Raw genomic sequence first — 24,576 nt, 5'->3', positions numbered from 1 at the left:
CCACACGTCTGACACGCCGATCCGGCCGCCATTCGACCTCCACGAACTCCCGACCCGATGTTCCGGGGTTTCCCCAGGATAGGCGGCAAAAGGCCGATCGGTGACGTCAACCCTGCTTCACGACGTTGTTCTGGCCCGAGGTGGTGATCTTTGGCGAGCCGTTGTGGTAGGTCACCGTGTTGTCGTAGCCGGAGACTTTGATGGTGCCGGCGCTGTCGCACCGCACCTGGTTGTCGTAGGCGGCAACGGTGACGCTGCCGCACTGACCGGTGACGGTGATCCGGCCGCCGAAATTGGTCAGGTCGATGGTGTCGACGCTGCCGGCCTGCAGTCGATTGCCGTAGCCGCTGAGCGTGAAGGTGGCGCAGTGTCCTCCGGCGGTGAAGACGTTGCCGTAGCTGGTGAAGGTCAGCTTGCCGTCGTTGCAGGCGGACTCGGTAATCGTGTTGCCGTAACCGGACACCTCCACGAGATCGGCGCTGCCGACGTCCACGCGGGAGTCGAAGCCCCGCACGTTCAGGCTGGCGCAGTGCCCGGTGATCTTGATCGTGCTGTTGTTCGCATTGAGTGTCAGGTGGCTGTCGTTGCACGCGATCGTGTCGGTGCTGCTGTTGCCACCGAGGCTGAACGTGGCGCCGCGCTCGAGCGTGATCGGCGCGGCGACCGTCGCTCCGGCGCTTTGTCTGGCGGGGGTGTTACGCACCGAATTCAGCACCCCGACCAGTATTAGCGCGATTGGCAACGCGATCACCAACCCGACCAACGCGATCAGGCCCCAGCGCGGTCGACGCCGGCTTGTCGGGGGCCCGAAGCTGCTGCCGTAAACGGGAGCCGGGCCGCCGATTCTCATCTTGGCGAGCTCGCGCTCCAGCTCACGGATCCGCTGCTCCGGGTCGTCCTTCATTTGCCACATGCTCTCACCAGATGGCCGGCCACGGAAGATTCGCCGACAACCGACATGCCCAGACGCGGGCCGGCCGCCCCCCGCGTCGTCCTACAGGGGGCGGCCGGTTCAATCGAGCGCCGGATTCAGCACCGAGTGACCATGATTCGCCCGCCCGGGCGCCCGGCGAGGGCGGCGGCCTCGGCGGCTCCCTTGTTCGGCCGGGACGCCCCCGTCCAGCCCGTGCTGTTGCGTGCCGCCGAAACACAGCCCTGCCCGGTGGCGATCTCGTTGCAGACGGCCGCACCCGTGCGTTGGCACTGATCGTTCGCGGCGCCCCGAGCGGCGGCCGCACTGGGATAGTTGTCGGCGGCGCCCCACCGCTCCCCGTTGTGCTCGATGAAGATCGACGACCATGTGGTGTCCGCGTTCGCCGTCGGCGCGAAGGCCAGTCCGGCGGCGATGACACTCGCAGCTGCCGCGCCGCGCAGTATCCGATTCATGATTCCCCCTAGATTCCTTGAAACCGAACCGATTCGGTTCTTGTGCCGTGCAGTCTGATCGTGCTGCGCGGCAGCCCAAAGCACGTGAGTAGTCCGCTACCTGACTTGTGGCGGATGGTTACGCAGTTCCGCCGAGCCAGGCCGGCTCTGCGCCGGCCACGGCTCGAACACGCTGCCTAACAGGTTGCCTGAGTTGCGACGAGATCTGCGCGCAGTACGTGCTTGAGGACTTTGCCCGACGGGTTTCGCGGGATGGCCCTGACGACGAGCTCGCGGGGCAGCTTGTACGCGCTGAGCCGTTCGGCGCCGAATTCGCGCAGCCCCTCAAGCGTGACAGCCTGGCCGGGCTGCGGATTGACCACCGCAACAACAGTTTCCCCGTACACGGGATGGGGACGGGAGATGACGGCGATCTCGGCGACCGCGGGATGCCCGGCGAGCGCGTTCTCCACCTCAACCGAGTAGATGTTGCGTCCGCCGGAGATGATCATGTCCTTCAGCCGGTCGACCAGGGTGATGTAGCCGTCGGCGTCGATCCTGGCGATGTCGCCGGTGTGCAGCCAGCCGTCGCGGATGGTCTCCGCGGTGGCTTCGGGGTTTCGCCAGTATCCCTTCATGACGGTTTCGCCGCGGATGACGAGTTCGCCGGTGCCATCGGGGCCGACGTCGTTGCCGTCGTCGTCGACCACGCGCGCCTCCGTGTTGAACAGCGCGAGGCGCCCGCTGGCGTCGGGACGCTGCCGTACTTCGGTTGCGGTGGAATAGATTCCGCCGGGGCCGCCCTCGGTCTGGCCGCAGGCCTGAATCAGCTCCAGGTTCGGGAGCGCAGCCAAGGCCGCCCGCACGGCCGACGCCGGCATGGGGGCGGCCCCGAACACGCCGACGCGCCACGCGGAGAGGTCCCGCTCGGCCAGTGCGGGCTGGCCCAGCAGCAGTTGGTACATGGCTGGGACGCCGAAGAAGACGTTGATCGCGTGCTTCTCCAGCGCATCGAGCACCGCGTCCGGCCTGAACGCCGGCAGGATCACGTGTGTGCCGCCGACGTGGGTGCCCCCGACGACCAGCATCGCCAAGTCGGCCGCGTGATACATCGGGGCGACGTGCATGATCCGGTCACCGTCCCGAATCCCCAGCATGAGCGCGGCGTTCAGTCCTACCCACAGGAGCCGGTGGTGATCGAACAGCGCTCCTTTCGGGCGACCGGTGGTGCCTGACGTGTAAAGGATTGCGGCATCGTCAGATTCGCGGACGTCGACGGTCGGCGGGACCTCCGGTTGTGACGCCGCCAGAGCGGCCAGCTGCGGATAGCCCTCGACCGGGCCGAGCGCGATCGGCCGCGATGCCAACGACGCGGCCTGCGCGCAGCTCCCGACGGCGCCGGCGGCACCTTCGTCGAAGACCAGCAGGGCCGCTTCGGAGTTGTCGAGCAGGTACTGCAGCTCGACGGCGGGGGCGGCCGGGTTCACCGGTACGACCAGGGCGCCGACCCGCCACGCGGCATAGAGGGCGATGTAGAAGGCGTCGCTGTTGGCCGACATCAAGACAATCCGCTCGCCTTTACGCAGACCGGCCGCAACGAGCACGTGCGTGGAGCGATTCACCTCCGCATCAAGCTCACGGTAGCTGTAGCGACGCTCGCCGAACACGAGCGCCGGGCGATCCGGACAGCGACCCGCGTTGGTCGCCAATATCCCTGCGAGCGTGGGCATAACCATCGAATCTAGCGATTACTATCCAACTGGTCAATAGACTATCCAGCAGTATAGTAGGAGCCGTGGCGACAACCGACACCGTCGAACGGGACCCCACGGATCTCACCGCCAAGGCGCGCATGCGCAACGCCGCGCTCGAATTGTTCGCCGCCAAGGGCGCTTCCAACACGACCATCCGCGAGGTGGCCGCGACGGCCGGCGTGACGCACGGTCTCGTGGTTCACCACTTCGGCAACAAAGAGGGCCTGCGCCGCGCGGTCCGGCAGTACGTCATCGACTTGCTCCGCCAGACATTGGCGGCCACGCCCGCCGACGGCACCGCCGCCGCGATCCGCCGTGCGCGCGACACCAGCGTGGACGCCATGCTGACCGCCAGGCCAGCCGTGCTGAACTATCTGCGCCGCGCGATGCTGGACCCGGCCGAAACCGACCCCGAATTGATCGCAATGATCGCCGACTTCACGCTGAGCGAGGTCCGCGGCCTGCGCGCGCGCGGCCTCGCCGCCACCGACACCCCCGACCACCTGCAGGCGATGGCCGTGATGGTGCGCGAACTGGGACCGCGCCTGCTGGCCCCCGTCGCCGACCAGTTCTGGAGCCGGCTGGCCGGTGGGGCGGCGGGCCCGGCTCCCGCGCTTGACGTCACCATCACATCGTCGCCGTCGTAAGGCAGCGCGCCGACGTCACCGCAAGTATTTCGCAAGTCTCCCGCCGCACAATCGGCGCCGTCGGGCAACGCTGACCGACTGCAAGTGGACACGGGCGCGGTGTGAGTCTCCCGCGAGCCCCGAACACTTCGCTGCCGGCGGCAAAGCGCCTCCGGCGCAAGGAGTCTCGAACCACAGGAGATCAAGGAGAACGACGAAATGTTCGGTTATCGAGTACCGAGTCCCGATCAGGCCATGCTGATCGCGGGCGGTAAGCAAAAGACCGAGGGCGCGCAGTTCAAGGTGGTGATCGGGCACGGTGCGTGGGTGATGCCCGGCTTCCGCAAGGTGCGGTTCTTGGGTCTGGATCTGCACAAGGTGGATATCGACGAGACCTGCCGCTCTACCGAGGGCATCACGCTCAACCTCAAGGCGGTGGTGGCCTTCAAGGTCCAGTCCGACATCACCTCGGTCAACGCCGCCGCGCAGCGCTTCCTGGGCGAGCAGCGCAAGGGCGAGATGGAGGAAATGACCAATCGAATCTTCGCCGGGCACCTGCGCTCCATCGTCGGGGCGATGAAGGTGACCGACATCCACCGCAACCGTGACGCACTTGCCCAGGCCATCCTCGAGCACTCCCAGTTCGAGATGAGCAAGCTGGGCCTGACGGTGGACTCGCTGCAGATCGAGCACCTCGACGACAACGGCATCGGCTATCTGGATAACCTGGCCAAACCGGTTCTCGCCGAGGCCGAGCGCGACGCGGCCATCGCCGCGGCCCGAGCCGAGCAGGAATCGGCGCAGGCCGTCCAGGAGGCCCAGCGCAAGAAGAGCGACCAGGTGCGCGAGACCCAACTCAAGCAGGCGGCGATCAAAGCGGAGGTGGACAAGGCCAACGCCGAGGCCAACGCGGCGGGCCAGCTGGCCGAGGCCGACGTGGAGCGACAGGTGCTGGAGCGCCGGCAGGCGGTGGCCGACACCAACGCCGCGCTGCGTGAGCGGGAGCTGATCGCCGAGCAGATCAAGCCGGCCGAGGCCGCGGCCCGGCGGGTGCGCATCGAGGCCGACGCCCAGACCAGCGCCGCCGAGGCCGCCGCCAAGCGGGCCGGACACGAGGCTGACGCTTCCGCCACTCGCGAGGTGAAGCAGGCCCAGGCCGCAGCGTCCAAGGTCAAACTCGACGCCGAGGCCCAGCGCGATGCCGCAGCCTTCAAGGCGGAAGCCACCCGCGCCGAAGGCGAGGCCCGGGCCGCCGCCCGCCGCGCCGAGGGTGAGGCCGAAGCCGTCGCAAAGCAGGCCTATGAACTGGCCGAGGCCGCCGGTGCGCTGAAAAAGGCCGAGGCGCTGGCCGCCAACAACAACGCCCAGATCGAGGCGAAGCGGGTAGAGGTCATGCCACAGATCGCCCGCGAGCTGGCGCAGGGCCTCGGCCTGCAGGGCGCCAACCTCAACATCCTCAACGGCGGAGCGGGGCTGGCCGAGTTGGTCGGTGCTCTCGGCCCGATCTACCAGATGGTCACCAGCATGTTCGCGACCAAGCCGCGCGACGGCGCCGACGACAAACTGGCCAACGGCGCCGACATCGCGCAGGTTCTACGCCAGGTATCGGACAAGGCAGAGGACAAGGCGTTGAAGAACGACCACGCACCCAACCGCTGACGGGCGCTCGGGAAGGGGTTGGGCGGTTTCGCCCAACCCCTTCGCCGCTCAGTGGCGACGGACCGCTTCCTGCGCAAGCTGCACGCGTGATGCGACGCCGAGTTTGGCGTAGACGTGCGTGAGATGGGTCTGCACGGTGCGCGGTGAGACGAAAAGGCGGGCGGCGACGTCGCTGTTTGACAGTCCTTCGCTGACCAGACGCACGACGTCACGTTCGGTGGGGGTGAGCGACGCCCAGCCGCTGGAGGGCCGTTTGCGTTCGCCGCGGCCGCGCTGCGCGTAGGCGATCGCCTGCTCGGTGGACAGCGCGGCTCCCTCGGCCCATGCTGCGTCGAAGTCGTTCTTGCCCAAGGCATTTTGCAGCGCTTCGACGGACGCCTCGTAATCGGCGTCCCAGACCTTCAAGCGCACCTCGCCCATACGCTGCCGCACCCCGTGTGCCGCGCCCACGAGCCGTGCGGCTTCGCGGTAACTACCGGCCTCCAGGACCAGCGCGGCCAGGCACTCCAGGCCATCGGGAGTGTGTAAGTACGCCTTGATATCGGCGGCGATCGCAAGCGAGCCATGGACGTCGCGTTCGGCCTGCTCTGGCTCGCGTTCTGCGATCGCTATCCGCGCACGTGTGATCAGCGCAATAATCAGGTACCAGCCCATCGATTTGTTGACCGCGTCGTCGACCCATTGGCGGGCTTCGACCAGATCTCCCCCGGCCAACGCGGCCTGCGCACCGATGGCGCGCCCGACCGCCCGAGTCGCCGGCTGGCCATCGTGGTGCCGCCAGACCACTCCGGTCGCGTCCTGCGCCACCCCTGCATCGCCGGCGGCCAAAGCCGCCGCGGTCAACACAAGTAGGCGTTGCCCGCGGCAACTCCACCCAGCTCGGCGGCCGCCTCGACTGCCGCGTCCGCCGCAACTCGCGCGGCACCCGGGTTACCCTGCCACGCCAGGGCGATGCCCTGACCCGCAAGGCTGAGGGCCTGGTAGAACGCGTCGTGTGCCGCCTCGGCCTCGGCAACCAGTTCGGCGAATTGTGCGGCGGCTCCGGTGAGATCACCCTGCATCGTCTGTGCCAGGCCGAGGCACCAGCGGCACTGCCGCGACGCGAATCGGTCGCCGATCGCCTCGGCGAGGTCGCGCCCCTCTTGGCCGGTGGCGAACGCCCCGACCGGGTCGCCCGCCGTGACGGCCCCGCGCGTCTGCCAAGCAAGGATCTGACTGAGCCTCCATTGATCGCCCGACGCCCGGGCCAGGCCGCCCGCTTCGGCGAAGTACGGCCCTGCCGGCTCGGCGTTGTAAGCCGCGATCAGGCCACACGCGCTGAGCGCCCTTGCCAGCAGGGCCCCGTCGTCCAGTTCCCGCGCAAGCGCCAAGGCCTGTTGCGCCTCGTCCAAGCCGCCGCCAGCGCCCGCGACGGTGATCATGACGGCTTTGTCGGCGAGCGCCCGCGCCAGCGTCTCGGCCGCGACATCACAATGCTGTGTATCGAGGCCGGCGAGGGCGACGCCGAACCAGGCCAGCCCTTCCCGGACACGGCCCCGGCCGAGCCAGAGCGGTTGCAGCGACGACGCCAGCGCCAAGGCCAGTTCGACGTCAGATCCTTCCCGGCTCCAGCCGAACGCGGCGCGCAAGTTGTCGATCTCGGTCTCGGCCTGCTCGATGCGCTGCTCGTAATCGCGGCCCGCCGGGGCATCAAGCAGGGCGGCCATCGTCGTGTAGTGATCGCGATGCCGCGAGCGCACGGCATCGGCTTCGCCGGACTCCCCGAGCTTCTCCAGCGCGTACTGGCGCACAGTCTCCAGCAACCTGTATCGCGTTCGGCCCCTGATGTTTTCGGCGACCACCAAGGACTTGTCGACCAGCAGGGTGAGCTGGTCGAGGACTTGGTAGCGCTGCAGCCCGTCGGCGCCCGCCACCGCCTGAACCCCGTCAAGGTCGAACCCACCGAGAAACGCAGCCAATCGACGGAACAGGATCCGTTCGGCATCTGTGAGCAGCGCATGTGACCAATCCACCGAGGCGCGCAACGTCTGCTGGCGGCGCACCGCGGTGCGCGCACCCCCGGTCAGCAACCGGAAGCGGTCGTGCAGGCTGTCCAGGATCTCGGCCACCGACAACGCCCGCACCCGCGCGGCCGCCAACTCGATCGCCAACGGCATCCCGTCCAGGCGGGCGCAGATCTCCACGACTGCGGCGGTGTTGTCGTCGGCAAGCGTGAAGCCGGGCTGAGCCAGCCGGGCCCGGTCGGCGAACAACTCGACCGCCTCGTCGGCCACCGACAACGACGGCACCCGCCACGTCGCCTCGCCGGGCACACCGATCGGTTCGCGACTACTCGCGAGCAGGGTGAGGCCCGGCGCCCCTCCTAGCAGGGCGATGACCAGCTGGGCGCACGCGTCGAGTAGATGCTCGCAGTTGTCCAGCACCACCAGCATCTGACGGTCACGAACGAACCGCAGCAGCGTATCCATCGTGGAACGGCCCGGTTGGTCGGGCAATCCCAGCGCGCGTGCGACCGCAACCGGCACCACGGCGGGATTGGTGATCGGCGCCAGATCCACGCACCAGACGCCTTCGGCAAAGTCGCCCGCCACGCGGTTGGCAACCTCTATCGCGAGGCGCGTCTTGCCGGCCCCGCCGGCGCCGGTCAGGGTGATCAGCCGGTTCTGCGTTAACAGCTTGCCCACCTCGATCAGCTGTGCGCCGCGACCGATAAAGCTCGTGAACAGCGGCGGAAGATTGTGCGTGGCAACATTCTTCGCGGGGCGCAGCGGCGGGAAGTCGTTGCGCAGATCGGGATGACACAGCTGCACAACGCGTTCCGCGCGGGCCATACCGCGCAGCTCGTGGACGCCTAGATCGGTTAACCACACGTCGGCGGGCAGAGTGTCCGCAACCAACGCCTCGGTCGCCGCGGACAGCACGGTCTGCCCGCCGTGAGCCAGGTTGCGCAGCCGCGCCGCCTTGTTGATGGTCGGACCGATGTAGTTGCCCTCGTCGCGCAGCTGCACCTCGCCGGTGTGGACCCCGACGCGCAAGCTGATCGGAGCCAACGGTGCGCGCTGCAATTCCAGCGCACAGGCCACCGCATCGCTGGCCCGCGCGAAGGCCACCACAAAGCTGTCGCCCTCACCCTGCTCGACCGGCCGAACCCCGCCATATGCGCTCAGCAGGTTCGCGAGCGCCTGATCCAACCGCTCAAAGGCCGCCGTCATCTGCTCGGGCTGCGACTCCCACAGCCCGGTCGAGTTCTCCACGTCGGCCAACAGCAGGGTCACCGTGCCCGTCGGTAGAAGCCCGCTCACGCCAAGACCGCTCCAGTTCAACAGCGACATGTCCACGCGGGGATCAGTCTCGCTCATGCTAGCCAGCATGCGGCGCCGCACGCCGCAAACCATCAGCAAAAACGCGTAAAAACTCGACCCGGGAGCTCTTATCTTTCTCAGATCAAGTTCTCTTCAGATCCCTATCCTTACTCGGCTGGACCCGTTTCGGCTCGCCCGGCATCTTGGGGTAGTTCGGGGGGTAAGGCATGTCGCCGAGCCCGCGTTCCTCGTCGGCAGCGACCAGTTCCAGCAAGGGCGCGATCGACTGGGCCATATCGTCCATGCCGGCCCACGGGTCGTCACGGCGCGCCACCAGCTCAGGCACGGTGTCCATGGTGTAGTCGTCCGGATCGGCGTCGGCCAGCTCGTCCCAGGTCAACGGCGTCGATACGGTCGCGATTGGGGTTCGGCGCACCGAATACGGCGAGGCCATGGTGCGATCGCGGGCGTTCTGGTTGAAGTCGATGAAGATCCGTTCGCCACGTTCTTCCTTCCACCACGACGTGGTTACCGCGTCGGGCGCCCGACGCTCGACCTCGCGGGCCAGCGCGATGCCCGCGCGGCGTACGGAGATGAAGTCCCAGTCGGTGGTGATCCGCAGGAACACGTGGATCCCGCGGCCTCCCGACGTCTTGGGGTAGCCGGTCAGGCCGAGTTCGTCGAGCACCGGTCGCAGCACGCCGACAGCGACCTGGCGCGCCTCGTTGAAGCCGGTCCCGGGCTGCGGATCCAGGTCGATGCGCAGCTCGTCGGGGTGTTCGGTGTCGGGACAACGCACCTGCCAGGGATGCAGCGTGATCGTGCCCATCTGCGCCGCCCACACGATCGCCGAGGGATGGGTCACCTTCAGCGCGTCGGCGGTGCGTCCCGACGGGAATGTCACCCGGCAGGTCTGCAAGTAGTCCGGATGGTGTTGCGGCACCCGCTTCTGGTAGATCTCCTCGCCGTCGATGCCGTCGGGGAACCGCTGCAGGTGCGTCGGCCGGTCACGCAGCGCGGACAGCATCGGACCGCCGGCCACCGCCCGGTAGTACTCGACCAGCCGACCCTTGGTTCCCTTCGACCCGAGCTTGGGAAAATACACCTTGTCTCGATTGGTCAGCCGCACCGAGACGCCGTCAATGTCGAGTTCTTCTGCTGCAGCGGGCATACATCGATTCCAGCACGCCGGACACGGTCACGGTCGAAGCGACACCAGCTAACTTATGAGTTGCATTTGAGTACGCCTTGCGGCTCCGCCAGGAGGCCCTAGTCTGTTTGCTGACGGTTTGGTCACAGGTGTTGAGGGGGCGTTGGTGGTCGATGGAACTCCGTTCGGCCGGTACCGGCTGATCGAGCTGTTGGGCCGCGGCGGCATGGGTGAGGTCTGGCGCGCCTTCGACACCGAAACCCAGCGCACGGTCGCGGTAAAGGTGCTGTCGGCGAGCCTTGCCAGCGATCCGTCGTTCGAGCAGCGGTTCCGTCGGGAGGCCCTGGCCGCGGCGGGACTCAACGATCCGCACGTGGTGCCGATTCACCACTTCGGTGAGATCGGCGGCCGGCTCTATGTCGACATGCGGCTGATCAAGGGCCGCGACCTGCAGGCCGTCATCGGCGAGGGGCCGCTGGCGCCCGAACGCGCCGTCAAGATCATCGAGCAGGTCGCCTCGGCGCTGCAGGACGCGCACCGGGTCGGGCTGGTGCACCGCGACGTCAAGCCTTCCAACATCCTGGTCACCGAGAACGACTTCGCCTACCTGATCGATTTCGGCCTCGCCCGCACCGCCACCGAAACCCGAATGACGGGCACCGGCAACGTGATCGGGACCTGGGCCTACATGGCACCCGAGCGGCTCAGCAGCGCGCAGGTCGATCCGCGGGTGGACCAGTACGCCCTGGCGTGCGTGTTGCACGAGTGCCTGACCGGCAGACAGCCCTTCCCGGGCGAGAGCCTCGAACAACAAATCGGCGGCCATCTGACTTCGCCGCCGCCCAGGCCGTCGGCACTGCGCAACGGCGTACCGGCACAACTCGACAAGGTCATCGCGACCGGCATGGCCAAGATGCCCGAGCAGCGCTATCCGACGGTGACCGAGATGGCTTCGGCGGCCCGCAGCGCGATCAGCCAACCGTCGGCGTTGCCGGCCTCCGCGCATCGTGCCGACCCGGTCGAAACGCAGCAAATGCAGATACCGCGGAACTACTATCCCGGCGCCAGCGGCGAGCAACCGGTGCCCGGCGACTATCCGGTACCCAGCGGCGACTATTCGGTGCCGAGCCGCGAGTATCGCGATTATTCGGAAGCCGGCCGCGACCCGTCTTTGTCCGACCCGACTCACTACCAGCCGTATCCTCCACCGAGCGGCGGTTACGGCAACGACGGTCCCGCGGGCGGCGGCAGCCCGCCGGCCGCCGCCAACCCGCCGACCGGCGGCGCGGACGCCAAGCGGAAGCGCATCATCCTGGCGAGCAGCATCGCGGCGGTGGTCGCGATCATCGGCATCGTCGCCGCCATCGCGTTGAGCGGAGGCAGCAGCAAATCCGGTTCGGCGGGCGGCGGAAGCGACGCGCCCCAACCCAACAGCGGCCCCTTCACCGGCACCTACACCGTGGCGCTCGGTCCGAGCCTGAACATGGCGGGCAGGGAGGAACAAGGCAACGACCCCCCCGGCAACGAGACCTGGAAACTGCGCTCGGTATGCGGCGGGAAAGGCTGCGTGGCCAGCGCGGTACGCAGTGCGGGCACCTTTGTGCACCCGACCAACATGGTGTTCGACGACATCAACGGCCGCTGGATCGCCGTCGTGCTGGACACCGAGAAATGCCACGGCCACGACATCGAAGAATGGCACTGGGTCTACCTGCGGCCCCGCCCGGACGGCAGCATGGCCGGCGAATGGATCGAAGACTCCCTGGACTGCTACAGCAAACGCAGCGTCACCTTCACCCGCACCGGTGACACCAACTTCACCGGCCTGACCGACCCAGCCACCCTGCCGAACCGGGTGACCTCCCCCGCACTGGCGCTGCACGGCTTCTACCGCTCGAAGGTCACCGGCGGCGGCCAAGCCAGACCGGGCGACGAGGACTTCAGCGTCGATACGTTCTGCCTGCGCACCGGCGAACGCTGCCTGAGCCGCTTCGTGCTGACCGACTTCAGTAGCCATCAACTGTTCATGTTCGGCAATGGAAACTGGACGCGGAACTCGGAGGAAGACGTCCCCTGCGCAGCCGGCGGCATCAGCCATGTCACCTTCACCGGCCAATTCCCGCTGCCCAAGCCGGCGCAGGACCCGATCATGACGCTCACCGGCCACGGCATGGAAAATCCCACGGGCACCGCGTGCAAGGGCGGCCCCTACGACCAGACGTTCACCCGCATTAGGGACTGAACCGTCGCCCCGGCCGACGGGACGCCACAATGAAGCAATGGACCTACCCGTCATGCCGCCCGTGTCGCCGATGCTGGCCAAGTCGGTCAAGACGATCCCGGCGGGCGCATCGTACGAGCCCAAATGGGATGGCTTCCGGTCCATCTGCTTTCGCGACGGTGACGCCGTCGAGCTGGGCAGCCGCAACGAACGGCCGATGACCCGCTACTTTCCCGAGCTGGTCGCCGCGGTCAAGGCCGAGCTGCCGTCACGTTGTGTGATCGACGGCGAGATCGTGGTCGCGACCGAACACGGCTTGGATTTCGAGGCGCTGCAGCAGCGCATCCATCCGGCCGATTCACGGGTGCGGTTGTTGGCCGAGCAGACGCCGGCGTCGTTCATCGCGTTCGACCTGCTCGCCCTCGGCGACGACGACTACACCCGGCGACCGTTCAGCGAGCGGCGCGCCGCGCTGGTCGACGCCGTGGCCGGGGCCGACGCCGGCCGCTCGGTTCACATCACCCCGGCGACCACAGACCAGGACACCGCGCAGCGCTGGTTCTCTGAGTTCGAGGGAGCCGGCCTCGACGGGGTGATCGCCAAGCCGCTCAACGTCACCTATCAGCCCGACAAGCGCGTCATGTTCAAGATCAAGCACGAGCGCACCGCCGACTGCGTCGTCGCGGGCTACCGCGTACACAAATCAGGCGGCGACACAATCGGTTCGCTGTTGCTGGGCCTGTACCAGCCCGACGGGCAACTCGCGTCGGTGGGCGTCATCGGCGCCTTCCCGATGGCTGAGCGGCGGCGGCTGTTCACCGAATTACAGCCGTTGGTAACCACATTCGACAACCACCCGTGGAACTGGGCCGCCCACGAGGCCGGCGAACGTACCCCGCGCAAGAACGAGTTCTCGCGCTGGAACGCCGGCAAGGACCTCTCGTTCGTTCCGCTGCGGCCCGAGCGGGTCGTCGAGGTGCGCTACGACCACATGGAGGGCCGGCGGTTCCGCCACACGGCCCAGTTCAACCGCTGGCGCCCCGACCGTGATCCGCGTTCGTGCAACTACGAACAACTCGAACAGCCACTCACGTTCCGCCTGACCGACATTGTTCCCGGACTGGTGCCCGACGACGCGGACCCCCGTTAAGCTGTCGTCGTGCATATAGCCGCGCTGTTGGTGGCGGGTGACGCCGCCTTCGACGACGACGGAGCGCTCAACGCGTCGCGCATCCCCACGACCTGCTTTGAGGTCTCCGAATTCCCCTTAGAGGTAACGATTCCGCTGATCGTCGTGGTGCATGCACACGCCGGCACGGACTACGACCCGCAGCTGTACATCGTGTGCAAAGACCCCGATGGGAAGCGGCAGGGCAGCATCGAATCGTCCTGGCACTGGCCCGACGACGAGGACAAGCGGTCCAAGTACCGGTGCTTCACCCACCCGTTCCCGTTCGTGATCTCGGGCGAAGGCGAATACACCATCGGCGCCTACTACGACTCCTACGGCATCGCCGAACTGGCCACTCCCATACCGATTTCGATCAAGCTTGTCGAACCGCAACCGTCAGCGCCGACAGGCCCCGAAGGGTGACGTTCGTCTTGTACTGCGGATCGCCGTCCAGGCGGGCGCCGGGGAAACGCGCCGTCAGCGCCGAGAGGGCGACCCCGGCCTCCAGCCGCGCCAGGGGCGCTCCCAGGCAATAGTGCGCGCCGCGGCCGAAACCCAGGTGCCGCAACGTTCTCCGGTCCGGATCGAAGTCGTCGGGCCGTTCGAACTCGGCGGGATCGCGCTGCGCCGCGGCGAGCAGCAGCATCATCACGTCGCCGGCGGGCACGTCGACGCCGCCAACCGCTATGTCGTCGAGCGCAACTCGGGCGACCATCTGCACCGGCGGGTCGTAACGCAGGGTCTCCTCGATGACGGCGGCCACCCGGGTGGGGTCTGCGCCCAGCGCGGCCCACTCGAGCGGGTTGCGCAGCATCGCCTGTACCGCATTGGCGATCAGGTTGACCGTCGTCTCATGACCGGCGACCAGCAGCAGCACACAGGTGGAGACGATCTCCGCCTCGGTCAACTGGTCGCCGGACTCTTCCACCGCGATCAGACCCGACAACAGGTCTTCGCCGGGCCGCGAACGTCGCCGCTCGATCAGATCGTGCAGGTATCGCCGCAGCCACGCGCCCGCGTCGATGTACTCGTTCATACCCTCCGAGGGTTCGCCGGTGAACGTCATGAAGGGGTCCAAGGCCTGCGCCAGCAGCCCTGACGCCCGGCTGAAGAGCGGTTCATCCTCCAACGGCACGCCCAGCAACCGGCAGATGACGGCCACGGGCAGCGGATAGGCGAAGTCGTCGACCACGTTAAACGGGCCCCGCTCGGCGATCCGGTCCAGCAGTTCGTCCACCAGGGTCCTGATGTCGGGTTGCAACGCGTTCACCATTTTCGGGGCGAACGCCTTGCTGACCAGTTTGCGCAGCCGCGTGTGGTCGGGCGGGTCGAGGAACAAGAATCCGGGCGGGTACTCCGGGGGCGTCGCACCGTCGCGGATCCGCTGCTCCGTGACCGCCGACTTCATCTGGTCGCTGCTCGACAACGGGTGCCGCAAGATGTCGTCGCAGTCCCGATACGCCGAGAAGACGGCCAGGTTGACCTCGGGCAGCAGCAGCGGTCCGCGCTGCCGAAGCCGCGCGTATATCGGGTAGGGATCGGCGCGGTTGGCCGGATTCAGTAGCTCAAGCAACGATGCTTGAGCTTCGGCTTCCTCCGTGTGGTCGATGTCCGGCGTCGTCATTCCCCCATTGTCCGCACACCGCGGCGCGCGAACCGGACCGCGTCCGCCGAACCGGACGTAGCATGTGGGCCATGACGGTGCTGCGCGCGCGCCGACGGGCCCGAATGGCCGTGACCGTCGTGCTGCTGGCCTGGTCCGCCATGGCGGCCGTCGCGCTGGCCGCGCCGGGCCGGGCGTGCGCGTGCGGCGCCGTCATAGCCCCGCCCAACTCGCGGGCGACGATGAACCACGAAGTCGCGCTTGTGCATTGGGATGGCTCGGTCGAGAACATCGTCATGCAGCTCGCGCTGAACGCCAGCACGGACAACGTCGCGTTGGTGGTGCCGACCCCTACGCCGCCGACCGTCGCGGCGGCGGAGCAGGCCACCTTCACCGAGCTGGACTCGCTCACCGCGCCGGAGGTCAAGAAGCGCCGGCAGTGGCGGGTGGGATCACTGTTCGCCATGTCCGCGCATGGCGACGCAGCCCGCACCGGCGCCCCCAACGTCGTCAACCAGGTGCAGCTCGGCCCGCTGGAGGCGACCACGCTGGCCGGCGGCGACCTGGCCGGGCTGCGGAAATGGTTGGCCGACAACGGTTACGCCATCCGCCCGGCGGTGTCGGCCGCGCTGGATCCCTACGTGCGTGACGGCTGGGCGTTCGTGGCGATACGGCTCACCAGCACCGCCCCGATCGTGGGTGGGCTCAAGCCGGTGCGGATGACCTTCCAGTCGTCGCGGCTGGTTTACCCAATGCGCTTGTCGGTCGCGGCCACGGGCGCCCAGCGCGTCACGATCTTCACCCTGGCCGAACATCGCCAGCAGCGCACCGACTCTGACGTCGCCGAATCCACCACGCACGTCCAGTTCGCCGGCAACGTGTCCGGCAGCGTGCACGACCCACTGCTGCGCGAGTTGAGCGGAAACCACGGCCGTTACCTGACCAAGCTGGAGGTGGATATCGCCAAGCCGGACCAGATCACGTCAGATTTCACCTTCGGCGACGCAGCGAAGGACGACGCGTACCGGCAGGTGGTCTACGCCAACGATTACGTCGACATCGTGGTCGAACCGATCCTGTTGGCCGTGCTGCTGTTTGGCGCGATCACGGCCGGGGCGATATTCGTGGTCCGCCGACGTCGGCGTGCCGGTCACCCGCCCATGAACTAGCACCGAACCGGCGGCGCATCCGAGTCCGGCGCGGGCCCGTCGCAACGACCCAGCCGGGCGAATGTCCACTTATGTCACGGCCCCCGCAAAAAACCCGACACTCGACGTCACTAGCGGCGCAGGAACTCGACGATGTGATGGGCCAGTTCCTCGCCGGCGTCCTCCTGCAGGAAGTGCCCGGCGCCCGTCACCACGGGGTGATCGATGCCTTGGGCGCCGCGCATGGTCCGCTGAAACAGCGGGCCCATCGCGCCGGTGATGGGGTCGCTGTCGCTGAAGGCGACCAACATCGGCGTCGGGCTCACGGACAGCTTCTGCCACGCCGCCGTGTTGGCGGCCGCGGCGGGGTCATCAGGCGAGGTGGGCACTAGCCCCGGCAAGGCCCGCGGCCCAACGCAATACGCGTCGTCGGGGAATGGCGCATCGTAGCCGGCCCGCACCTCGTCGCTCAGCTGCGTCCGGCAGCCGCCCTGGACGAACCAGCCGATGTTCAGGTCCGGCCGGGTCTGGATCGCCTCGCGGAACCGCCACCAGATCTTCGGCATCGACACCTGCCCATTCGGCAGGCCAGTGTTGGCGACCACCAGTCGGCGGAAGCGCTCGGGATGCTCGGCGGCCAACCGCAGGCCGATCAGCCCACCCCAGTCCTGGCAGACCAGGGTCACGTCGCGCAGGTCCAGGACGTCGAAGGCCAGCGCGCGCATCCATTCGACATGCCTTGCGTAGCTGTGGTCTTCGATCCGCGTCGGTTTGTCCGAACGGCCGAAGCCCACGAGATCGGGGCAGACGACGCGGTGCCCGTCGGCCGCGAGGATCGGGATCATCTTGCGGTACAGGAAGGACCACGACGGCTCACCGTGCAGCATCAGGATGGGTGCTGCGGTGTCCGGGCCATCCTCGACCCAGGCGACCCGCAGGGTCCCACCCTCCCCATCGGGAAGGTCGTAATAGTTTGGTGCATAAGGGAAGTCGGGTAGGTCATCGAAGCGTTCGTCGGGCGTTCGCAGCGTCTGCATGCCTGCGAACATACTCGGGCACTCAAGCCCCCTCACCGTGCCCCGCCAGATCCGGATGCGCCATCAACCGATCGAGAAACACGCGCTGCCCCTTGAGTAGCTTGACGCGCGCCTGCGCCACCGAAAACCAGCCGACCCGGTCGACCTCGGGGAACTCCCGCACCCTGCCCGAGCCCTTGGGCCACTCCAATTCGAAGGTGTTGCTGCGGGTTTTGTCGATGTCCAGGTCTCCCTGCACTCCGAAAGCGGTGACCACCTTCCCACCGGGCTGTTTCACCGCGCCGAGTTCGATTCGCGGGCCGGCCGGCAGCGGCAGGCCGAGTTCCTCTGCGAACTCCCGCCGCGCCGTCGCCCAAGGGTCGTCGCCGTCGTCGTACTCGCCCTTCGGGATCGACCAGGCCCCGTCGTCCTTGCGCGCCCAGAACGGGCCACCGGGATGGGCCAGCAGGACTTCCACGACGCCGTCGCACGCGCGATGCAGCAGCACCCCGGCACTGAGTTTCGGCATGGGCCCTCAGATCCCGAAGACGCGTTCCAGGTCTTTGAGCGACTCCTCCAGGTGGGTCAGCAGCCGCTGCAGATGCGGCAGGCTGCGACGGCACCCGACCAGCCCGAAATCGAGGTTGCCGGCGTTGTTGACCAGCGTGATGTTCAGCGCCTGCCCGTCCGGGATGTTCGACAGCGGGTAGCTGCCGTCCAGCCTGGCTCCGCCGTAATACATCTGCTCGGCCGGTCCTGGCACGTTGGAGATGACGATGTTGAACGGGGGCGGCACCGTGCGCAGGAAACCCGGCACGCCCGCCAGGGTCAGCGGCGCCATGTTCAGCGCCGACAGCGCCAGCACCTGCAGCCGCGGCAATTCGGAGAGCACCTTCTTATTGGCGCGCATCGATTCGCTGACGATCTCGATCCGTTGCTTCGGGTCCTCGACATCGGTGGCAAGGTTGCACAGGATGCTGCCGACCTGATTGCCGCCGGCGTCGGCGTCGGCCTCCGAGCGCAGGCTCACCGGAACCATTGCGACAAGCGGGGTGTCGGGCAGCGCGTGCTGCTCGATCAGGTAGTAGCGCAGCGCACCGGCGCACATCGCCAGGACTGCGTCGTTGACGGTCACGCCGGCGGCCTGCTTGATGGCCTTGACCCGGTCCAGCGACCAGGACTGCGCGGCGCACCGGCGGGCACCGCCCACCTTGACGTTGAGCATCGTGTGGGGCGCGGCGAACGGCAGGGTCAGCTGCTGCTCGAACAGCGCGGAACGGGCCAGCTTCACCGTCGACGGGGCGAGGCCTGCAACGGAAGCGGCCAATCCGGTCAACGCACCCAGCCGGGATGAACCGCCGCCGGAGGGTTTCTTGTGCTTCTTGCGCGGCAGGCTCCACATCGGGCGGACCTCGGAGTCGTCCGGGTCGACGGACAGCGTGCGTTGCATCAGTTTCATCGCCGACACACCGTCGATCAGGGCGTGGTGCATCTTGGCGTACATGGCGAACCGGCCGTCCTTCAACCCCTCCACCACGTGCAGTTCCCACAGCGGGCGGTGCCGATCCAGCAGGCTGGTGTGCAGCATGGACGACAGCTCGAGCAGGTCGCGGACGCGCCCCGGTGACGGCAGCGCCGAGCGTCGGACGTGGTAGTCGACGTCGACTTCGTTGTCGTATTCCCAGGCCAAGCGGACGATTCCGCCCATCAGCGTTGCGGGATGCTTGCGGAAGGTGGGTTGGAAATCCTGGTTGGCGACCAGCGCGTCGTAAAACTCGCGGACGAAGTCGGGGCCGGCGCCCGGCGGCGGCTCGTACAGCGACAGGCCGCCGACGTGCATCGGATGCTCACGCGATTCGGCGAAAAGAAACATCGAGTCGGTGGGCATCATCATTTCCATCCGCCCATTAGACGCCTTGGGCGTGTCTATCGTGGGCGGATGGCGCTGTCCAACTGCCCGCGCCTGGTCACCGAGTCGCTCGGTGTCAACAGTGTGAAATTCGCTCATTGCCGGCCGATCGTCGCCGTGATTTTCCCTGGTAGCACCTCGCCCCAGCACAGCGGCCCCACGTCTGGACAGCCGAGCACCGCTTTTTGCCTGACTGGGACACCGCCGTATTTGCTGTAGGCTGTGCCGGACCGAGCGATTGTTTGACTCGTGCACCCGTGGGGTAAGTCTGCGGGGCTTGGCATGGAACCCGCCGTGTCACCGCGGGGGGGCCTTTGGGTCCAGGAAGGCATTGGATTCATGGGTCAGGAGCTGACGCCCCATTTCGGCAATGTGCAGGCACATTACGACTTGTCCGACGATTTTTTTCGCCTATTTCTCGATCCCACGCAGACCTACAGCTGCGCCTACTTCGAGCGCGACGACATGTCGCTGGAAGAGGCCCAGACCGCCAAGATCGACCTGGCGCTGGGCAAGCTGGGCCTGCAGCCGGGGATGACGCTGCTGGACGTCGGCTGCGGTTGGGGCGCCACCATGCGGCGCGCGATCGAGAAGTACGACGTGAACGTCGTCGGCCTGACGCTGTCGGAAAACCAGGCCGCGCACGTACAGCGCTCGTTCGACGAGATGGACAGCCCGCGCCGCAGGCGGGTGTACTTGAACGGCTGGGAGGCGTTCAGCGAACCGGTTGACCGGATCGTCTCGATCGGCGCGTTCGAGCACTTCGGTTTCGACCGCTACGACGACTTCTTCAAGATGGCTTACACCGTCCTGCCCGACGACGGCGTGATGCTGCTGCACACGATCACTGTGCTGTCGGGTGACGAGGTCGCCGAGCGGAAACTACCCATCTCGTTCTCGCATGTCCGCTTCGCCAAGTTCATCCTGACGGAGATCTTCCCGGGCGGCCGGCTACCACCGATCGGCATGGTGGAGCAGCACGCCTCGACGGGAGGTTTCCGACTGACTCGCCGCCAGTCGCTGCAGCTGCACTACGCCAGGACCCTGGATATGTGGGCCGAGGCGCTGCAGGCGCGTCGCGACGAAGCGATCGAGATCCAGTCCGAAGAGGTCTACGACCGGTACATGAAGTACCTGACGGGCTGCGCCGAGTCATTCCGCGACGGCTACATCGACGTCAACCAGTTCACCCTGGAGAAGTAGCTTCGATCACCCGACGGGCGCGACTCCCGCGTTCGACAGGGTGAAGCCGCGACCCGAGGTGACCGTGCAGGTGACCCCAGTGGACTCCGAGCGGCAGTTGAAGGGGCCGAGTGCCGCGTTTTGGCCGTAGGCGAGCGTCGGTGTGCCCTGTCCGGCGTTGCCCAGGCAGGACGTGCCCGTGCAGGGCTTGACGCTGCCGTTGGTGGACAACCGCACGGACTGCGGCGGCGATTCGGACTGGCAGTACGTTTCGTCGGCGATGCCGCTGCCGCGGTGATAGTTCATTTCGCAGCCGATGTTGTGCGACGGGAGATAGAACGAACACCAGGTCGGGGTGCAGACCGGGTTTTCCGCGGTGGCCTGCGGCACCGCCACCCAGCCGCCGGCGGCCATGACGTTGACGATCCCCAATGCTGCGACAAGTGCCCGACGCATAGCGCCCTCCCCAACCGTTGACCGCGACGACTTGACGCCAGTATCCGCCCAATGCCGTCCGCTATCAGACGTTTAGAGCAAGTCGGTGATTGTCTTCAACCCCGCGTCGTAGAGCACGCCGGGCAGCATGCCGCCGTCGCACTCGATGGTCGTCCCGTTGACGAAGTCCGCTTCTCCGCCGGCCAGGAAGACGCAGATGCGGCCGACCTCCGCGGGCTCGCCCGCACGATGCAACGGCACGGCGGCGAAGTATTTCTCGCCGGTCGGGTCGTCCTTCGGCAACACGAACGACCGGAAGTTCTCGGTCATCGTCGGCCCCAGCGCGACGCAGTTGACCCGAACCTTCGGTCCCCATTCCTGCGCGAGCGATCGGGTGAGATGGTTCAACCCGCTCTTGGCCGCGCCGTAGGAGACCAGCGTCGGCGAACCGGCGGGATGCCCGGCACCGCTGGAGATGTTGATGACGCAGCCGGTGCCGTCCTGGGTGCGCATCTGCCGATAGGCGCGGATCGCGAACCACAGCGGACTGATCAGGTTCATCTGCACGGCAAAGGCGTGAAACAGCGCCGTGCGCGCATACTCGTCGTCGTCGCGGGGCGCGCCCTGAATGCGCTGGACGAGCTCGGGAATGCTCTCCGCGTGCGGCGCCGGCACGGTGCCGCCGGCGTTGTTGACCAGGATGTCGATGCGGCCGTGGGTGGCCACGACGTCGTCGACGAACGAGTCGATCGAGCGGTAATCGCCTTGGTCGCAGACCTTTTGCGACGCACGGTCCGCCCAGGCGGCCTCGATGCCGGGCATGGCGTCCAGGGGCGAGCGTGAGCAGCCGACGACCGTGGCGCCGGCGCGCAGCAGTTCGTGGGCGATGCCGACGCCGACGCCGCGGCTGGTTCCGGTGACGATCGCGATCTTGCCGTCAAGGACGCTCATGGGTCGACCCTTCCCCGGGATGTTGACAGTGGCTGCCATTTGGTCATAGCGTGCCAGTACCGCCGAGCAGACGCAAAAGCCCCCGACACGCCGCGCGTGCGGGTGCTTTTGCGTCTGCTCGCCATCCTCGGGAGGTCAAAACATGAGTGAACCGTTGCGCGTCATCCAATGGGCGACCGGCGGCGTCGGCAAGGCCGCGATCGAGTGCGTGCAGAACCACCCGCGGCTGCAGCTGGCCGGCTGCTGGGTACATAGCGCAGACAAGAACGGCCGCGACGTCGGCGAGATACTCGGCACCACCCCGCTGGGCGTGACCGCGACCTCCAACATCGACGAGGTACTGGCGCTGGATGCCGACTGCGTCATGTACAGCCCGCTGATCCCCAACGACGACGAGGTGATTGCGATCTTGCGGTCCGGTAAGAACGTGGTGACCCCCGTCGGCTGGGTGTACCCGGACCTGACCAACCCGAGCGTGCGGGCCATCGCCGACGCCGCCGTCGAGGCCGGCGTGACCCTGCACGGGTCGGGCATCCACCCCGGCGGCATCACGGAACGATTCCCGCTGATGCTGTCGTCGCTGTCGTCGGCGGTCACTCACGTACGGGCCGAAGAGTTTTCCGACATCCGCACCTACAACGCCCCGGACGTCGTCCGGCACATCATGGGGTTCGGCGGCACCCCCGAGGCTGCCGTGCAGGGACCGATGGCCGCGTTGCTCGAAAACGGCTTCAAGATGTCGGTCCGAATGATCGCCGACCGCATGGGTTTTCGTATCGAACCCAACATCAGGACCATCCAGGAGATCGCGGTGGCGACGTCCGACATCGACTACGACCCATTCCCGATCACCGCGGGGACGGTGGCGGCGCGCCGGTTCCGCTGGCAGGCCCTGTCCGATGGGGAACCGGTCATCACGGCGGCGGTCAACTGGCTCATGGGCGAGGAGAACCTGGACCCGGGCTGGAGCTTCGGCGACGCCGGCGAACGCTTCGAAGTCGAGATCACCGGCGACCCGGATGTCAGCCTGACCTTCAAGGGCCTGCAACCCCTGACGATTGCCGAAGGGCTGAAACGGAATCCGGGCATCGTCGTCACCGCCAACCACTGCATCAACGCGATTCCGTACGTGTGCGCCGCCGAGCCCGGCATCAAGACCTACCTCGACCTGCCGTTGTTCGCCGGCACCGCGGCACCGTGACCGGCGTGCTCGACGACGTGTCGTTCTGCCACCTCGTCGTGGGCGTCACCGACATGGACCGCGCGCTGGCGTTCTACCGCGACACGCTTGGCATGGACATCGTCTTCGAAACCCTGATCTCCGGAGAGCCTTTCGACGCGGTGCTGCACGCGAAGCGCAAGCAGGAGGGCCGCGTGGTCGGCGGACTGCTGGGCGGGTTGATGGTCGAACTGCTGTCGCTCGGCGCGGCGCCGCCGGACCCGCGGCCGCGGCGCCCGGGTCCCACGGGAATCCACAACCTGTCGCTGTCGGTGCCCGACCTGGACGACGCGCATCGGCGGATCAGCGAAGCGGGGTACACACCCGACCAGGAACCATTCGAAATCGGCGGGGTGCGAATGTTTTTCGTCAAGGATCCGGACGGGACCGCGGTCGAGTTCATCGAGCTGCCCGGCGGTGTGCGCAGCACGTACGAGATGCACCGCGGCGTGCGGTTGCAACTGGGACCGGTCGAATGAGTTACTCACACCCCGACTCGATGCGCGGGCACGTCGCGATCGTCACCGGCGCCGCCCAGGGCGTAGGCAAGGGCATCGCCGCCGCGCTGTTGGAACGCGGCGGCTCCGTGCTGCTGGTCGACATCCTCGATGACAAGCTGCGTGACACGTGCGCCGAGCTTGGGGCGCTGGCCTCCTCCAACAGAGTGGCGTCGTTGGTCGCCGACCTGCGCGACCCGGACAACGCCCAGCGCATCGTCGCGTCCGCCGTCGACGCCTTCGGCACGGTGCACGGTTTGGTCAACAACGCCATTGCGACCAACGAGCCCAAGGCTTTTGTCGACATCACCCCCGCCGACCTGGCGCTCGGATACCACGTCGGTCCGAGGGCGAGCTTTCTCCTGATGCAGGCCGTGCACCCACTGATGGTCGAGGCGGGCGGCGGGTCGATCGTGAACCTCGGCTCGGGCACGGGCACCGGCGGCGAACCGAAGTGGGGCGGTTACGCCGCCGCGAAGGAAGCCATTCGCGGCCTGTCGAAGGTCGCGGCTTTGGAATGGGGCCGCGACAACATCCGCGTCAATGTCATCTGCCCGTTCGCCGAATCCGACGGCGTCAAGCTGTGGAAGCAGTTCGCCCCAGACGATTACGCGAAGGCGGTCCGCCGCGTGCCGATGAAGCGGATCGGCGACGTCCGCACCGACGTAGGCGCGCTTGTGGCGTTCCTACTCAGCACCGACGCGACGTTCATCACGGGGCAGACCATTCACATCGACGGCGGAATCGGCTGCTTCCGGTGAGCTTTCCGACACGGCCAGAGTCCCTGCGCGACAGGCAGCGCGCGCAGATCCGCGCCGACATCCGGCGCGCGGCCTTCCGGCTCTTCGCCGAACGCGGGTATGACGGGGTGACGACGGAGGAGATTGCCGCTGCCGCAGGGGTTTCCCCGCGCACGTTCTTTCGCCACGTGCCGACCAAGGACGAACTGCTGTTGGCGCCGGTACGCCATGGCGGAGCGGCGATTGTGGCGCTGCTGGAGCAGAGGCCGAGCGATGAGGCACCGGACGTCGCGCTGATCAACGCCATGACCACGCGCACGCGGTCCTTCGACGCGGCCGACACCGAAGAGTGGCGCGCCGCCCTCCTGGTGGCGCCCGGCCTGCTCGACAGGCTCACGTTGCATACCCCCGCCGACCGGGAGCGGGCCACCGGGCTGATCGCCGAACGCATGGGCACCGATCCCGACGTCGACATCCGCCCTGGGCTGCTTGTTCAAATCGCTTTCGCCGCAGCAGATTTCGGGTTCCAACGCTGGGTGCTGCAATCCGCCCGGCGACCGCGCGCGCTGGACAGCTACGTGACCGAGGCCCTCGAAGCCGTCAAGAGTCCGCACTGGAGGAGGTAGCA

At 67.4% G+C, this 24,576-nt stretch carries 21 protein-coding genes and 1 pseudogene; 11 read left to right on the top strand and 11 right to left on the bottom strand.

Annotated elements, in window-relative coordinates; translation table 11 throughout:
- Positions 1-106 precede the first annotated feature (106 nt).
- The 3 genes from AC5Y5V_RS16290 to AC5Y5V_RS16280 form a co-directional block, all read right to left on the bottom strand.
- Positions 107-904, bottom strand: a complete 798-nt coding sequence (locus AC5Y5V_RS16290) for a DUF3060 domain-containing protein (RefSeq protein ID WP_499937166.1) — start codon at positions 902-904, stop codon at positions 107-109.
- Positions 905-1,029: 125 nt separating this feature from the next.
- Positions 1,030-1,386, bottom strand: a complete 357-nt coding sequence (locus AC5Y5V_RS16285) for a DUF4189 domain-containing protein (RefSeq protein ID WP_499937164.1) — start codon at positions 1,384-1,386, stop codon at positions 1,030-1,032.
- Positions 1,387-1,562: 176 nt separating this feature from the next.
- Positions 1,563-3,095: a class I adenylate-forming enzyme family protein gene (locus AC5Y5V_RS16280; protein ID WP_499937161.1), complete on the bottom strand. Its 1,533-nt coding sequence runs from the start codon at positions 3,093-3,095 to the stop codon at positions 1,563-1,565.
- 65 nt (positions 3,096-3,160) lie between these two features.
- Here AC5Y5V_RS16280 and AC5Y5V_RS16275 point away from each other — a divergent pair, with 65 nt between their 5' ends.
- Both AC5Y5V_RS16275 and AC5Y5V_RS16270 read left to right on the top strand, forming a co-directional pair.
- Complete coding sequence (locus tag AC5Y5V_RS16275; protein WP_499937159.1) at positions 3,161-3,766, top strand: TetR/AcrR family transcriptional regulator; 606 nt, start codon at positions 3,161-3,163, stop codon at positions 3,764-3,766.
- Between the two features lie 198 nt (positions 3,767-3,964).
- Positions 3,965-5,404, top strand: a complete 1,440-nt coding sequence (locus tag AC5Y5V_RS16270) for an SPFH domain-containing protein (protein WP_499937157.1) — start codon at positions 3,965-3,967, stop codon at positions 5,402-5,404.
- 48 nt (positions 5,405-5,452) lie between these two features.
- Here the strand turns inward: AC5Y5V_RS16270 and AC5Y5V_RS16265 are convergent.
- Positions 5,453-8,706: pseudogene (locus tag AC5Y5V_RS16265) on the bottom strand (helix-turn-helix transcriptional regulator).
- Positions 8,707-8,848: 142 nt separating this feature from the next.
- Positions 8,849-9,877: a non-homologous end-joining DNA ligase gene (gene ligD, locus AC5Y5V_RS16260; RefSeq protein WP_499937155.1), complete on the bottom strand. Its 1,029-nt coding sequence runs from the start codon at positions 9,875-9,877 to the stop codon at positions 8,849-8,851.
- 145 nt (positions 9,878-10,022) lie between these two features.
- Here ligD and AC5Y5V_RS16255 point away from each other — a divergent pair, with 145 nt between their 5' ends.
- The 3 genes from AC5Y5V_RS16255 to AC5Y5V_RS16245 are packed head-to-tail and all read left to right on the top strand — an operon-like array spanning position 10,023 to position 13,671.
- Positions 10,023-12,098 (top strand): serine/threonine-protein kinase, encoded by a 2,076-nt coding sequence (locus AC5Y5V_RS16255; protein WP_499937153.1) that lies wholly within the window; start codon positions 10,023-10,025, stop codon positions 12,096-12,098.
- A gap of 37 nt (positions 12,099-12,135) precedes the next feature.
- Positions 12,136-13,227 (top strand): ATP-dependent DNA ligase, encoded by a 1,092-nt coding sequence (locus AC5Y5V_RS16250; protein ID WP_499937151.1) that lies wholly within the window; start codon positions 12,136-12,138, stop codon positions 13,225-13,227.
- Between the two features lie 9 nt (positions 13,228-13,236).
- Positions 13,237-13,671 (top strand): hypothetical protein, encoded by a 435-nt coding sequence (locus AC5Y5V_RS16245; protein WP_499937149.1) that lies wholly within the window; start codon positions 13,237-13,239, stop codon positions 13,669-13,671.
- Here AC5Y5V_RS16245 and AC5Y5V_RS16240 read toward each other — a convergent pair.
- Positions 13,622-14,872, bottom strand: a complete 1,251-nt coding sequence (locus tag AC5Y5V_RS16240) for a cytochrome P450 (RefSeq protein ID WP_499937145.1) — start codon at positions 14,870-14,872, stop codon at positions 13,622-13,624. The genes AC5Y5V_RS16245 and AC5Y5V_RS16240 overlap by 50 nt on opposite strands.
- Before the next feature lie 71 nt (positions 14,873-14,943).
- Between AC5Y5V_RS16240 and AC5Y5V_RS16235 the strand changes: the two genes are divergently transcribed.
- Complete coding sequence (locus tag AC5Y5V_RS16235) at positions 14,944-16,020, top strand: DUF2330 domain-containing protein (RefSeq protein ID WP_499937140.1); 1,077 nt, start codon at positions 14,944-14,946, stop codon at positions 16,018-16,020.
- Positions 16,021-16,130: 110 nt separating this feature from the next.
- Here AC5Y5V_RS16235 and AC5Y5V_RS16230 read toward each other — a convergent pair whose 3' ends face one another.
- The 3 genes from AC5Y5V_RS16230 to AC5Y5V_RS16220 are packed head-to-tail and all read right to left on the bottom strand — an operon-like array spanning position 16,131 to position 18,915.
- Positions 16,131-17,036, bottom strand: a complete 906-nt coding sequence (locus AC5Y5V_RS16230) for a haloalkane dehalogenase (protein ID WP_499937137.1) — start codon at positions 17,034-17,036, stop codon at positions 16,131-16,133.
- 22 nt (positions 17,037-17,058) lie between these two features.
- Complete coding sequence (locus AC5Y5V_RS16225; protein ID WP_499937132.1) at positions 17,059-17,544, bottom strand: NUDIX hydrolase; 486 nt, start codon at positions 17,542-17,544, stop codon at positions 17,059-17,061.
- 6 nt (positions 17,545-17,550) lie between these two features.
- Positions 17,551-18,915: a WS/DGAT/MGAT family O-acyltransferase gene (locus AC5Y5V_RS16220; RefSeq protein ID WP_499937128.1), complete on the bottom strand. Its 1,365-nt coding sequence runs from the start codon at positions 18,913-18,915 to the stop codon at positions 17,551-17,553.
- Between the two features lie 348 nt (positions 18,916-19,263).
- Here AC5Y5V_RS16220 and AC5Y5V_RS16215 point away from each other — a divergent pair, with 348 nt between their 5' ends.
- Positions 19,264-20,127, top strand: coding sequence for a cyclopropane mycolic acid synthase family methyltransferase (locus AC5Y5V_RS16215; RefSeq protein WP_499937126.1), 864 nt, complete (start codon positions 19,264-19,266; stop codon positions 20,125-20,127).
- Between the two features lie 6 nt (positions 20,128-20,133).
- On the opposite strand, the gene AC5Y5V_RS16210 is transcribed toward AC5Y5V_RS16215, so the two are convergent.
- A complete protein-coding gene (locus AC5Y5V_RS16210) occupies positions 20,134-20,562 on the bottom strand; it encodes a hypothetical protein (RefSeq protein WP_499937124.1) in 429 nt (142 codons plus the stop codon).
- A 72-nt stretch (positions 20,563-20,634) separates the two neighbouring features.
- Complete coding sequence (locus AC5Y5V_RS16205) at positions 20,635-21,492, bottom strand: SDR family NAD(P)-dependent oxidoreductase (RefSeq protein WP_499937122.1); 858 nt, start codon at positions 21,490-21,492, stop codon at positions 20,635-20,637.
- Between the two features lie 142 nt (positions 21,493-21,634).
- On the opposite strand from AC5Y5V_RS16205, the gene AC5Y5V_RS16200 reads away from it, so the two are divergent.
- Genes AC5Y5V_RS16200 through AC5Y5V_RS16185 form a run of 4 tightly spaced genes read left to right on the top strand, consistent with a single transcriptional unit; the run spans position 21,635 to position 24,574 of the window.
- The gene (locus tag AC5Y5V_RS16200) at positions 21,635-22,693 is read left to right on the top strand and encodes an NAD(P)H-dependent amine dehydrogenase family protein (RefSeq protein ID WP_499937120.1); all 1,059 of its coding nucleotides are present in this window, start codon (positions 21,635-21,637) and stop codon (positions 22,691-22,693) included.
- Positions 22,690-23,190 carry a VOC family protein gene (locus AC5Y5V_RS16195; RefSeq protein WP_499937118.1) on the top strand — a complete coding sequence of 167 codons (501 nt, stop codon included), beginning with the start codon at positions 22,690-22,692 and terminating at the stop codon, positions 23,188-23,190. Before AC5Y5V_RS16200 ends, AC5Y5V_RS16195 begins: the two co-directional genes overlap by 4 nt.
- Positions 23,187-23,969 (top strand): SDR family NAD(P)-dependent oxidoreductase, encoded by a 783-nt coding sequence (locus AC5Y5V_RS16190; protein ID WP_499937116.1) that lies wholly within the window; start codon positions 23,187-23,189, stop codon positions 23,967-23,969. Before AC5Y5V_RS16195 ends, AC5Y5V_RS16190 begins: the two co-directional genes overlap by 4 nt.
- Positions 23,966-24,574: a TetR/AcrR family transcriptional regulator gene (locus AC5Y5V_RS16185; RefSeq protein ID WP_499937114.1), complete on the top strand. Its 609-nt coding sequence runs from the start codon at positions 23,966-23,968 to the stop codon at positions 24,572-24,574. The genes AC5Y5V_RS16190 and AC5Y5V_RS16185 overlap by 4 nt, the downstream gene beginning before the upstream one ends.
- Positions 24,575-24,576: the final 2 nt, after the last annotated feature.

Source organism: Mycobacterium sp. NGS68, from assembly GCF_059812195.1.
Note: the sequence above shows the minus strand (reverse complement) of the source record. Positions and strands in the feature narration are given on the sequence as shown.

What these genes read in the sequence shown, in the direction of transcription:
- AC5Y5V_RS16220 (WP_499937128.1), bottom strand. Translation starts at nt 18,915, where the DNA reads ATGGAAATGATGATGCCCACCGACTCGATGTTTCTTTTCGCCGAATCG.
- AC5Y5V_RS16250 (WP_499937151.1), top strand. Translation starts at nt 12,136, where the DNA reads ATGGACCTACCCGTCATGCCGCCCGTGTCGCCGATGCTGGCCAAGTCG.
- AC5Y5V_RS16200 (WP_499937120.1), top strand. Translation starts at nt 21,635, where the DNA reads ATGAGTGAACCGTTGCGCGTCATCCAATGGGCGACCGGCGGCGTCGGC.
- AC5Y5V_RS16285 (WP_499937164.1), bottom strand. Translation starts at nt 1,386, where the DNA reads ATGAATCGGATACTGCGCGGCGCGGCAGCTGCGAGTGTCATCGCCGCC.
- AC5Y5V_RS16210 (WP_499937124.1), bottom strand. Translation starts at nt 20,562, where the DNA reads ATGCGTCGGGCACTTGTCGCAGCATTGGGGATCGTCAACGTCATGGCC.
- ligD (WP_499937155.1), bottom strand. Translation starts at nt 9,877, where the DNA reads ATGCCCGCTGCAGCAGAAGAACTCGACATTGACGGCGTCTCGGTGCGG.
- AC5Y5V_RS16235 (WP_499937140.1), top strand. Translation starts at nt 14,944, where the DNA reads ATGACGGTGCTGCGCGCGCGCCGACGGGCCCGAATGGCCGTGACCGTC.
- AC5Y5V_RS16205 (WP_499937122.1), bottom strand. Translation starts at nt 21,492, where the DNA reads ATGAGCGTCCTTGACGGCAAGATCGCGATCGTCACCGGAACCAGCCGC.
- AC5Y5V_RS16190 (WP_499937116.1), top strand. Translation starts at nt 23,187, where the DNA reads ATGAGTTACTCACACCCCGACTCGATGCGCGGGCACGTCGCGATCGTC.
- AC5Y5V_RS16290 (WP_499937166.1), bottom strand. Translation starts at nt 904, where the DNA reads ATGAAGGACGACCCGGAGCAGCGGATCCGTGAGCTGGAGCGCGAGCTC.
- AC5Y5V_RS16280 (WP_499937161.1), bottom strand. Translation starts at nt 3,095, where the DNA reads ATGCCCACGCTCGCAGGGATATTGGCGACCAACGCGGGTCGCTGTCCG.
- AC5Y5V_RS16215 (WP_499937126.1), top strand. Translation starts at nt 19,264, where the DNA reads ATGGGTCAGGAGCTGACGCCCCATTTCGGCAATGTGCAGGCACATTAC.
- AC5Y5V_RS16225 (WP_499937132.1), bottom strand. Translation starts at nt 17,544, where the DNA reads ATGCCGAAACTCAGTGCCGGGGTGCTGCTGCATCGCGCGTGCGACGGC.
- AC5Y5V_RS16240 (WP_499937145.1), bottom strand. Translation starts at nt 14,872, where the DNA reads ATGACGACGCCGGACATCGACCACACGGAGGAAGCCGAAGCTCAAGCA.
- AC5Y5V_RS16270 (WP_499937157.1), top strand. Translation starts at nt 3,965, where the DNA reads ATGTTCGGTTATCGAGTACCGAGTCCCGATCAGGCCATGCTGATCGCG.
- AC5Y5V_RS16230 (WP_499937137.1), bottom strand. Translation starts at nt 17,036, where the DNA reads ATGCAGACGCTGCGAACGCCCGACGAACGCTTCGATGACCTACCCGAC.